6 protein-coding genes and 1 pseudogene are annotated in these 9,083 nt (G+C 60.5%); 5 read left to right on the top strand and 2 right to left on the bottom strand.

Features of this window, described 5'->3' with window-relative positions; genetic code table 11:
- Window positions 1-341 precede the first annotated feature (341 nt).
- Window positions 342-689, top strand: coding sequence for a hypothetical protein (locus IVB41_RS02055; protein ID WP_247426211.1), 348 nt, complete (start codon window positions 342-344; stop codon window positions 687-689).
- A 1,172-nt stretch (window positions 690-1,861) separates the two neighbouring features.
- Window positions 1,862-1,981 (top strand): annotated as a pseudogene (locus tag IVB41_RS02050) (DNA ligase); the annotation flags it as partial.
- Window positions 1,982-2,012: 31 nt separating this feature from the next.
- On the opposite strand, the gene IVB41_RS02045 reads toward IVB41_RS02050, so the two are convergent.
- Window positions 2,013-2,837 carry a ribonuclease HII gene (locus IVB41_RS02045; RefSeq protein WP_247426208.1) on the bottom strand — a complete coding sequence of 275 codons (825 nt, stop codon included), beginning with the start codon at window positions 2,835-2,837 and terminating at the stop codon, window positions 2,013-2,015.
- Window positions 2,838-3,059: 222 nt separating this feature from the next.
- Between IVB41_RS02045 and IVB41_RS02040 the strand changes: the two genes are divergently transcribed.
- The 3 genes from IVB41_RS02040 to IVB41_RS02030 all read left to right on the top strand — a co-directional run bounded on the left by IVB41_RS02040 (window position 3,060) and on the right by IVB41_RS02030 (window position 7,154).
- The gene (locus tag IVB41_RS02040) at window positions 3,060-4,163 is read left to right on the top strand and encodes a DNA topoisomerase IB (RefSeq protein ID WP_247426206.1); all 1,104 of its coding nucleotides are present in this window, start codon (window positions 3,060-3,062) and stop codon (window positions 4,161-4,163) included.
- A 280-nt stretch (window positions 4,164-4,443) separates the two neighbouring features.
- Entirely contained in the window at window positions 4,444-6,285 is a 1,842-nt protein-coding gene (locus IVB41_RS02035) for a glycoside hydrolase family 15 protein (protein ID WP_407062469.1), read from the top strand.
- On the top strand, window positions 6,282-7,154 hold the full coding sequence (locus IVB41_RS02030; protein ID WP_247426204.1) for an SDR family oxidoreductase: 873 nt from the start codon (window positions 6,282-6,284) through the stop codon (window positions 7,152-7,154). Before IVB41_RS02035 ends, IVB41_RS02030 begins: the two co-directional genes overlap by 4 nt.
- Before the next feature lie 863 nt (window positions 7,155-8,017).
- On the opposite strand, the gene IVB41_RS02025 is transcribed toward IVB41_RS02030, so the two are convergent.
- Window positions 8,018-8,443, bottom strand: a complete 426-nt coding sequence (locus IVB41_RS02025; protein WP_247426202.1) for a hypothetical protein — start codon at window positions 8,441-8,443, stop codon at window positions 8,018-8,020.
- Window positions 8,444-9,083: the final 640 nt, after the last annotated feature.

Genomic DNA, 9,083 nt, shown 5'->3' with positions numbered 1-9,083 from the left:
TGGAGTCATCGCAAGCTGAAGAGGGATGAGTGAAAGAGGCCGCCGACTAAGGCGGCCTCTGGGGCTGGAAGCAACCGCTCGCATAAACGCGGGCGGGCAATGCATCCAACGTAGCACTCCGGGGCTGGCAAGAGCACTAAGCCGGTGAGGCTCTTGCGCATTAGGTTCTATGAATGTGTCCTAAATTCAACTTTTCGGAGTAATCGCAGAGAAAGACCGAATTCGCGCTATTGAACCGTAACGCCCCCGCGGATGCATCGGCCAAGACTGCTGTCCATGTCAGATTGGCTGTCATCCATTCTGCAACAGTCCGCCAGTTCCGTTAATGGAAACAACGATTTATGTTGCGCCAGAAACATAGGGGCATAGCCTCGCCAAGGCCGGGGCTGGTCCATATTTCACCTGTTTATTTAACCGGCGGGGCCGCAGCGTCGAAAGGTGCTGTGGCCCTTTTGCGTCATGTCGCCAGCGGCTTCCCGATAACGCCTCGTGAACGAAACCGTTTGCCGCTTTCCGCGAAGCATTCCCGAAATGGTCCGGTTCTAACCTCCGCTTATAAACGAGGGGATTTCAAAATGATCACGCTCAAAGCAATTGCGCTTGTTGCTGGTGCCGGATTTATCTTCGCGACGTATTCGGGTGAGCTGGGCCCGGACGTGGTTCTCGCCATCATCGCTTGCTTCTCGTAACGAGAAGGCGCGTCGGCTTGATACCGGCGGGCCTCATCTCAAACCGCCTAGCGGCAGCCGCAGGACTGCTTGCCATTATAGGTCGAGGAGCAGTCATAACGTGTGCCAGCTGGGCAGAAGCATTTCGTCATCGACGGCGTGATCACAGTGGCGCCATTCGAGCGCGGCGATATTGGCGGTGCTGCCTGCCGCATGGGCCGCCTGGAGGGGCTGGTCTCGAAGCACCGCGACCGGCCTTACCGAGGCGGCCGGCAGAAGCATTGGGTCAAGGTGAAGAACAGGCCCCCCCCCCCGAGATGAATCGCGAACTGTAGCGGCGCGATCTCTTTAACTTTCCCGCGAATCAGATTCGTATGCTGAGCCAGGGGGGCTGGACATGAAGTTCATTTTCACAGAAGCGGGCGGCAATAAGCCGGTTCGGAAGTGCGACCTTTGCTTACAGCCGATGAGGTTTTTGGGCGAACATGCGAGGTCCTGGCTGTTTAGGTGCGAGGATTGCGCTCTTGTCAGCACCGACAATATTCATCCTCCGCAAGCAGCCCTCGAAAGATCTCCTCGCTCGCTGCCTTCTGTCTGACGGTTCGCCGCGCGCCATGCGTGACATTTAAGTCTCAGGTCTTCGGCTTCGCGCAGGAATGACGTGAGGCGGTGTTGCCTACTCTGACCGCCCACTGTTACGTGCAGCGGCCGAGCATCCAGTGGCCCTGGGGTTGCAGGAAGACCATGGCGCCCGGCCGCCTGGTCGCAGGCGGCTGCGACCAGGCACCATATAAGCGCGAGTCGCAAAAAGATTGCGCCTTCTTCCTCGAATAACACATTAATTCCGCAAAAAAGGCGACCCGGTCTTCGCGCCGACATATGACCGGTCCCCCAGTTTTCCGCAAATTTTGACGAAGACGGCCGATCTTCAATTGGCGCTACCACTGCACGGCGCTGCCGTTCGCTCGCAATTCGATCCCTGGACTACTTTCCTGTCGAAGGAGCCTGATCTAGTTGAAGTTGATTACGGCGCCTGAACTGCAAGGACCAGAGTACGGGTTATGATGGCAGGCGTTGGGACTAAGTAATTTCCTGATCATCCATGCACGATCTCAACTTCCGCCTCCCCCGCTGCACGTCCTGCGAGACAATCCGCGAATTGATCCGGCTCGAACCGGCAGCGGAAAGGTATGAAAGTGAAGTTCGCGGAGTGGACCAGCAAGGGCGAACTGCGCCAGCCGGTCTATCTCGGCCTGCGGTCCGATAAAAAAGCCACGGACGTCGTCCGCGAAAATAAGGTGCCGCGCAAGTAGCGCCGCCGAGCCGCAGCGTGCGCCTCGGAGTTCAGCTGGCAGCGCGCTCGGACGCCGAAGGCCACGGCGGCAGGGGCGGCAACCCCAGAGCCTTGCGTACTGGTCCGAACGACCGCCGGTGAGCTGGGCAAGCGCCAAGCCTCGCGAGCGCCTCATAATGAGCCGGCACCGGGTAGCCCTTGTGATCCGCGAAGCCGTAGCCGGGATGACGCACCTCGAGCGTCCGCATGACCGCGTCGCGCTCGACCTTCGCGAGGATGGAGGCGGCCGCAATGCTGGCGGACTTGGAGTCACCTTTAATGATGGCCTGCTGAGGGATATCGATTTCCTTCAACCGCTTCGCATCGATCAGCAGGTGTTGCGGCGCCAACCCCAGCGCCCGGACCGCGCGCTGCATGGCCTGGATGCCTGCCCAATAAATGTTGATTTCGTCGATTTCCTCGACCTCGACGAACGCCACACACCAACTCTCTGCCTTTGCCTTGATTTCCTTCGCGAGTTCTTCGCGAGCCGCGGCATCGAGTTTTTTCGAGTCGTCGATTCCGACTATTCGCGTGCCGGGTTTCAGTATTACGGCGCCAGCGGAGACGGGCCCGGCGAGAGGGCTCATTCCAGCTTCGTCCACGCCTGCCACGGCCTGAAGGCCGCTCTCCCAGAGAGAGGTTTCGAAACTGAGGATCTTCCGGAGGCGCTGTCCTTCGGACCTGTTTTCGAAACGCCGCTTGTCGATCGAAGCCAGGATTGCACGGGCTCCCGCGCGGGTGTCGGCCCGCAAGATCTGCTCGACACTAGTCTCGAGCGGTCTTTTCTCGATGACATAGCGCCGGCGCAAGACGTCGAGTGGATAACGGGACATGGAAGCTTTCGTGGAGACTGGCTGTGGAGGAGCGTGTCGGTAAACTTTGTGGCGATTGTCTGAAACTAATCTACGCCGCTTAACGACGCGCTGCGCCTTGTCGAAGGAACCGGTCCGGCCTCCACCTCGCATCCACCGATCTCAGAACGGAACCAACCGGTGTCTTCATCCCTTTACGAGGAGTGGAGCCTCGATCTCAGGGTGCTTCCGAGGGACAGGCCCATGCTCCGAGAGACCGGCAACGAAGAACAGGTTCTGGACCGCACTGCCGAAGTGGCGGCCACCATCGCGGAAGAAGGGCTTCGGTATGTCAGCGACTCCGCGCCCGGCTACACGCGCAAGCGGACCGGTACGACCTTCAGCTACTACGATAAGGACGGGAAGCGCATCACCGATGCCGCCGTCATCCGACGCATCAAGTCCATCGGTATCCCGCCGGCCTACGAATCCGTCTGGATCTGCCCCTCGGTGAACGGCCACATCCAGGCGACGGGGCTCGATGCGCGGGGCCGCAAGCAGTACCGCTACCACGCGAAATGGCGCGAGCTGCGCGACCAGAACAAGTACGAACACATCGTCCAGTTCGCTGCCGCGCTGCCCGCGCTGCGCGACCGTGTCGCGGCCGACATGAAGCTGGAAGGACTGCCTCGCGAGAAGGTTCTGGCCACGATCGTCAGCCTTCTGGAGAAGACTTTGATCCGGGTCGGCAACGCCGAGTATGCCGAGAAGAACAAATCCTACGGGCTCACCACGATGCGACGAAAGCATGTTGCGGTCGGCCGCGGCGTCCTTCGATTCGACTTCACGGGCAAGTCGGGCAAACAATGGAAGCTTCGCGTCGAGGACAGGCGGATTACCGCGATCGTGAAGCGCTGCGCGGAGATCCCGGGACATGAGCTCTTCAAGTACCTGGACGACGACGGGCAGCCGCGTACCGTCGATTCCGGCGACGTAAACGCCTACATCAAGGACATCACTGGCGCGGATTTCAGCGCCAAGGACTTTCGGACTTGGGCGGGGACGGTTCTGGCGGCGTTGGCTCTGGCCGAATTCAAGAAGTACGATAGCCAGGCCGAGGCGAAGCGCAACGTCGTCGCCGCGATTGAGAGCGTCTCGAAGCAGCTCGGCAATACACCGGCAATCTGCCGCAAGTGCTACGTGCACCCGGAAATCCTGAACGCCTACGTGTCCGGTGACCTCGTGAAGATGATTGAAGGCAAGATCGCGCAAAAATTCAAACGCCAGCACGCCAAGCTCACTTCCGACGAGATCATGGTGCTGGCATTTCTCCGCAAGCGTCTCGATAGTCTGGACGCCCGCGCCTAGGACTCCTGTACGCTCTCTAGAGGCCTGCTTACTCGTCGGTGCTGCCAGGCACGCCTCAAACGCCGTGTTCTCTCGTCGGCGGAAACGGGCTCTCCATTCGAATGCGGGTGCTGGGAGTGATGAGGGCCGGCGGACCTGTTACGGCGGCGATACGGCGCGGTGCTGATACCATCCCTTCTGTTTCCGCGTTGCCAGCGCTCTAGACGAAAGTACATGCTCGGGACCACCTGAACGCGGAACTGGAGGGCGCGGCTTTCCATTGACCACCAAGGGTGTCCTGATGGCCCGGATCGAAGATTACGCGCTTATTGGCGATTGCGAGACCGGCGCACTGGTCGGGCGCGACGGCTCAATCGATTGGCTCTGTTTCCCGCGGTTCGATTCCGATAGCTGCTTCGGGCGGCTCCTGGGAGACGAGAAAAACGGATACTGGAGCCTTCGCCCGGTCGACGGATATACGAACGAACGTCGCTACCTACCGGGCACGCTGATCCTGGAGACCGTCTTCGCGACTAAAACCGGCCGCGCGCGTCTCCTCGACTTCATGCCGCCGAAGACTGGCGTGTCGAAGGTCGTCAGGATCGTTGAGGGCCTTGAAGGATCCGTCGAGATGCGGAGCGAACTGGTCGCACGGTTCGACTATGGGGTCAGTGTACCCTGGGTGAGCCGCCTGGAGGATGGCGCGGTCAGCTTGGTCGCGGGAGCGTCCATGCTGGTGCTAAGAACGGGGGTGCCGCTGCACGGCAAATCGATGAAGACAGTCGGCGCGTTCTCCGTCGGACAGGGCCAACGTGTTGCCTTCGTTCTCTCCTATCAGACATCGTATGAAGATCCAGCGGATCCTGGCGATCCGTCGCTTCTCCTGGATCGTACGGAAAGTTTCTGGCGCGATTGGTCCAGCCGCTGTGAAGCGGCGGGGCCCTATTCGGACCAGGTTCTGAGATCTCTCATAACTCTCAAGGCACTGACGTTTGGACCCAGCGGCGGGATTGTCGCTGCGCCCACAACCTCGCTTCCAGAGCAAATTGGCGGTTCTCGCAATTGGGATTATCGCTTCTGCTGGGTCCGCGATGCCACGCTAACGCTGTTGGCTCTGATGGGGGCCGGCTACTACGACGAGGCGCGCGCTTGGCGAGACTGGCTCATCCGCGCGGTGGCGGGAAGCCCGAACCAGCTGCAGATCATGTACGCGGTTACAGGCGAGCGCAGGTTGACCGAGTGGGAGGTGCCCTGGCTGTCGGGATACGAGAACTCAAAACCTGTGCGTATCGGGAACGCGGCCCACACTCAGCTTCAGCTTGATGTCTATGGCGAGTTGATGGACGCCTTATACCAGGCGCGCCGCGGCGGCCTGCGCGAGAACAAGCGAGCCTGGGCAATCCAATGTGCCCTCCTCGATCATCTCAAAGGAATTTGGACAGAGCCGGATGAAGGTATCTGGGAAGTGCGAGGCGGCGCCAAGCACTTCACCTACTCGAAGATAATGGCGTGGGTCGCTTTCGATCGCGCCATCAAATCGGCCGACGAGTTCGGGATGCACGGTCCCGTGGACGATTGGAAAGCGCAGCGCGCCGCCATTCAGGAAGATGTCTGCCAACGCGGCTACGATGAACAGCGGAAGTCCTTCGTTCAGGTCTACGGTGAGTCCCAGCTCGATGCATCCCTGCTGCTGATCCCGGCGATAGGTTTCTTGCCGCCCGAAGATCCGCGGGTGATCTCGACCATTGAAGCTATCGAACGCGAGTTGCTCAAGGACGGCTTTGTGCAGCGATACGATACTAAGGCGGCCAAGGACGGCCTGCCGCCTGGCGAAGGGATGTTTCTGGCCTGCAGCTTCTGGCTCGCGGATGCCTATCACCTGATCGGCCGCGATGCTGACGCCAAGGCATTGTTCGAGCGTCTTCTTACTCTGCGCAATGACGTCGGGCTGCTGTCGGAAGAGTACGACACAGAGCGAAATCGGTTGGTCGGCAACTTCCCCCAAGCCTTCTCTCACATCGCCCTGGTGAACACCGCTCATAATCTCACTCACCGCGAAAAGCCTTCCGAGCATCGCGGTGGCAAGAAAGCGCTTCCGAGCAAGGAGCAGGAAAGTAAGGGCACCACGAGGAGGCAAGTATGACAGAGAAGCCGATTGATGCTGCTGCCTCAGCCGGTCCGGAGGCGCGACCTCAAGGTCCGGTTCGCTTTCCAGTCGTGCTGGAAGGGCAGCCTGCGCTGGTGACGGGAGCGAACTCGGGAATCGGGCGCGCGGTGGCCCTTGGGCTCGCGGCCTCTGGCGCTGATGTAGTTGTCAACTACGTGGTCGACCCACAAGCAGCGGACGATGTGGCCCATCAAGTCGAAGCGCTTGGCCGGAAGGCGATCGCTATCAAGGCCGACGTCAGCAACGAGGAGGACGTCCAGTCGATGTTCTCCAGCGCTATAGGTCACTTTGGAACGCTGCACATCGCGGTGAACAATGCCGGATTGCAGCGTGATGCGCCGTTTCACGAGATGACGCTCCAACAGTGGAACAAGGTCATCGGCGTCAATCTCACCGGCCAATTTCTCTGCGCCAGAGAAGCGATCCGTGAGTTCAAGAGACGAGGTGTAGTGAAGAACGTGTCAGCGGCAGCGGGCAAACTCGTCTGCATGAGCTCCGTCCATCAGGAGATCCCTTGGGCGGGTCATGAGAACTATGCAGCCTCAAAGGGCGGCGTCATGCAGATGATGCGAAGCCTGGCGCAGGAAGTTGCTCCGCTCGCGATCCGGGTGAATGGCATCGCTCCTGGAGCCATCCGTACCCCGATCAACCGACCCGCCTGGGAAACCAAGGAAGCCTACGACAGCCTGATGACGCTGGTCCCCTATCGACGCATCGGTGAGCCAAACGATGTCGCCCAAGCGGTCGCCTGGCTGGTTTCAGATGCGGCCGACTACGTCGTTGGCACCACCTTGTTCATCGACGGCGGCATGATGCTTTTCCCGGGCTTTGCAAGCGGGGGATAGACAGAGCTTGGGATTCGCAACGAAGTGGAGAGGCTCAACCGGAACGGCCAAGCATGCGAGTGTTGCGGCATGCGGCCTTCGGCAACAGGAGGAATGAGCATTGCCAAATGGCGCACGCACAATGAGCGCGGGCAAGATCGCCCGCGAGGTAGCGAGAGCACTGGCGTCCGCTCTGAAGCGCCAAGCCATCTCTCCGAAGAAGCTTCATAGAAAAGAGGAAAAAGCACCTCGCCAGACCTCGCCCTCGCTACGCCCCGAAAAGTAGCGGTAGCTCCGATGCCCATCTGGCTTACTGCGGGTCTTTGGGGGCTGCTTGGGGCCTCATCATTGCTCCTGGGAGCAGCGGTCGCATTCGTATTCAGGATGCCTCGCTACGTTACTGCAGGCATCATGTCTTTCGGCTGCGGTGTGCTGATTTCGGCCGTGGCCTATGACCTTCTGGAGGACGGATACCAGGAAGGGGGTATCTGGCCCATCATTGCGGGTGCGATCGCTGGCTCTGCCGCCTATGCTCTTTCCGATTGGGCAGTCTCTCGACGAGGAGCGCGCTCGCGCAAGCGGTCAGGCGGCCAGCAGGTCAACGCCCGCGAAGGCGGAGGCTTGGCGATTGCCGTGGGCTCACTTCTCGACGGTATTCCGGAAAGCATTGTCCTGGGTTTGGGGCTGTTGAGCGGAAAGGGCATCAGCATCGCGATGCTCGCCGCTATCTTTCTGTCCAACTTCCCGGAGGGGCTTTCTAGTGCGCTCGGCATGCGGGCCGCTGGCCGGTCGGCTACCTATATCTTTGGACTTTGGGGCGCGATCACCATCCTTTCGGGAATTGCAGCCGCCTCTGGAGCAGCTTTCCTGGGCGGTGCTGCTCCTCAGGTCGTTGCTACCGTAAGTGCTGTAGCCGCGGGCGCTCTTCTCACGATGGTGGTGAACACCATGGTGCCGGAAGCTGTCGAAGGCGAACAGAAGCTGGCCGGCGTGCTCGTGGTTGTCGGCTTGCTCGCGGCCTTCGCGCTTTCTAACGTCGGCGAAACGTAGAAGGGCACAGCGTGTCGGGCTTCCATGAAGTCGAGAACCGCACGTCCGTTGGCCGTGATCTTCCAGCCGCCGCTGATGCGAACCAGCCCGTGTGAGAAGATGTCGAGACCCGGTACTCGGGCGGCGAGGCGCTTGGTCCGGTCTGCCCATTCGCGGCCACTGGTCGCCAGGATCGCCATGTCGCGCTTGAGGTCCTCCATAACCGCGAATCCCTCCGGATAGCTCACCAGGATCTTGCGGACCGTCACCTGGAAGTTCACGCCCGCTCCCGATCAGCGCCACATCGTGGGTGCACGGGACAGGGCGTCTCGGCCGACCTGCCTGAGGCCCTCGGGAGAAACCTCGCCATTGGCGGCAGCCTCTAGGATATCCGATGCGACGAGCGTACGTCCACGATCTCGCCGTGCGACAAGCTTTCGCAGACTTCATCACGGACCACGCGCGAACGCGCGGTGGTTTCCAGGTCGGACATGACGGGCCCCCAACCGAAAACAACACCCTAGCCCGGCTTTGTCGGCCTGGGGATTCCGGCATGTTAATTTTCGCGGCAAGTGCCCTCGGACTTTTGAGGGGCAGAGCGCTGCCGGCCAACGCTGGTGACTACCACACAAGGAGTGGAGGTCCCGATCTGCTGGTCGCTTCGGTGCGATCTCTCAACCGCAGCGAGGTCGGCTTGCCGGGTGAGAACGGACCAAGCTGGAAGATGGCTGCGACGCCTGCAAGTGACCCTGGCTGTGTGAAAACGCCGTGCCTGCTATGATTCCCGCACTGAATCGGCGGGGGCTGGCATGGCTCGTTTCGTTCAAGGAGCTGATCGCGGGCAATCTACTTTGTTGCCGGAATGCCTGGACGACTGGGTTGCAGATGACAATCCGGTTCGCGTGATCGACGCCTTCGTTG

This window comes from Bradyrhizobium sp. 44 (assembly GCF_023073095.1).
Lineage (GTDB): Bacteria > Pseudomonadota > Alphaproteobacteria > Rhizobiales > Xanthobacteraceae > Bradyrhizobium.
Note: the sequence above shows the minus strand (reverse complement) of the source record. Positions and strands in the feature narration are given on the sequence as shown.

What these genes read in the sequence shown, in the direction of transcription:
- IVB41_RS02045 (WP_247426208.1), bottom strand. Translation starts at nt 2,837, where the DNA reads ATGTCCCGTTATCCACTCGACGTCTTGCGCCGGCGCTATGTCATCGAG.
- IVB41_RS02055 (WP_247426211.1), top strand. Translation starts at nt 342, where the DNA reads ATGTTGCGCCAGAAACATAGGGGCATAGCCTCGCCAAGGCCGGGGCTG.
- IVB41_RS02030 (WP_247426204.1), top strand. Translation starts at nt 6,282, where the DNA reads ATGACAGAGAAGCCGATTGATGCTGCTGCCTCAGCCGGTCCGGAGGCG.
- IVB41_RS02040 (WP_247426206.1), top strand. Translation starts at nt 3,060, where the DNA reads ATGCTCCGAGAGACCGGCAACGAAGAACAGGTTCTGGACCGCACTGCC.
- IVB41_RS02035 (WP_407062469.1), top strand. Translation starts at nt 4,444, where the DNA reads ATGGCCCGGATCGAAGATTACGCGCTTATTGGCGATTGCGAGACCGGC.